The organism is Pseudoalteromonas sp. TAB23 (assembly GCF_000498075.1).
Taxonomy (GTDB): domain Bacteria; phylum Pseudomonadota; class Gammaproteobacteria; order Enterobacterales; family Alteromonadaceae; genus Pseudoalteromonas; species Pseudoalteromonas arctica.
Map to the genome: position 1 here is coordinate 1 of NZ_AUTP01000197.1, position 1,176 is coordinate 1,176.

The following is a 1,176-nucleotide window of genomic DNA, read 5'->3' on the forward strand; positions in this document are numbered from 1 at the left end:
GGCCTAACGTTGTTGTAATATCCGTTGATATAATCACTAACGCTATATTTAGCATCTATAAAATTTCCATATCCAACCTTTGGCATCCATTCCGTTTTAAAGCTTCTAAAAAATCGCTCCATTGGTGCATTATCCCAACAGTTTCCACGCCTACTCATACTTTGTTTGATTTTATAGCGCCATAAACGTTGACGATATTTTAAACTGGTATAGTGACTACCCTGGTCTGAATGAAACATCAGTCCTGTCGGTTTTCCTCTGCTTTCATACGCGAGTTCAAGCGCTTTTAGCGTTAAATTAGTATCTGGCGACAACGACATGGCCCAGCCAACTACTTTACGTGCAAATAAATCAATAATAACGGCTAAATAAGCCCAGCGATTACCTACCCAAATATACGTCACATCACCGCACCACACGGTATCTGGCTCAACAACATCAAATTGTCTATCAAGCAGATTTGGAATTTCAAGGTGCTCATTACCGCCGCGTTTATATGAATGTTGAGGTACTTGGCAGCTTTCAAGCTTTAATTTAACCATTAGCTTAGCAGCACGATAACGACTCAATTCAAAATCATTGTTCGTTGCTATTGCCGCGATTGTCCGCGCCCCAGCTGAGCCGCCGCTCATTGCATGTATTGCTCTAACTTCAGCCTCTAGCCTTATTTGTTCTAGTGTCGGCGTTGTATCCCTTATAGCCCAATATTTATAGCTGCTACGATGCACATTGAATACGTTACACAGCACGCTAATTGGGTAACGCTCTCGTTGATTTAGTTTCTCAATTAACGAGAATTGTTCAGGGAGTCGGACATCAAGAGAGCGGTAGCCTTTTTTAATATATCCTTTTCTAATTCAATGCGTTGGATTTGCTTTTTAAGTTCGCGGATTTCAATTTGTTCGGGCGTCATTGGTGAAGCAGATGGTGTCTGGCCACTCCGCTCTTGCTTTAATTGAGTAACCCACTTACTGACGGTTGATTTACCCACCCCCATCGCTTTGGCTGCTTCTTCTTGAGTATAACTTTGGTCAACTACAAGCTGAGCTGTTTCTAATTTGATTGCCGCAGAATACGTTGCGCGTTTTAATTTCGTCATTTTTTCACCCAAATTTGTATGCTTATTAGCATAACATTTCTTTCTTAATGGGTGGCCAAATTAACTATGCCACTACA

The 1,176-nt window shown here is 41.2% G+C and carries 1 protein-coding gene; it reads right to left on the bottom strand.

All coding sequences use genetic code 11. The features are described from left to right. Positions 1-1,099, bottom strand: a protein-coding gene (locus L654_RS0110070; protein ID WP_139016098.1) for an IS3 family transposase whose coding sequence is annotated in 2 segments (ribosomal slippage) — positions 1-841 and positions 841-1,099 — 1,100 coding nt annotated over the 2 segments. Because the reading frame shifts where the segments join, the coding sequence is not laid out codon by codon here. This gene is flagged as partial in the annotation. Between the last annotated feature and the right edge of the window lie 77 nt (positions 1,100-1,176).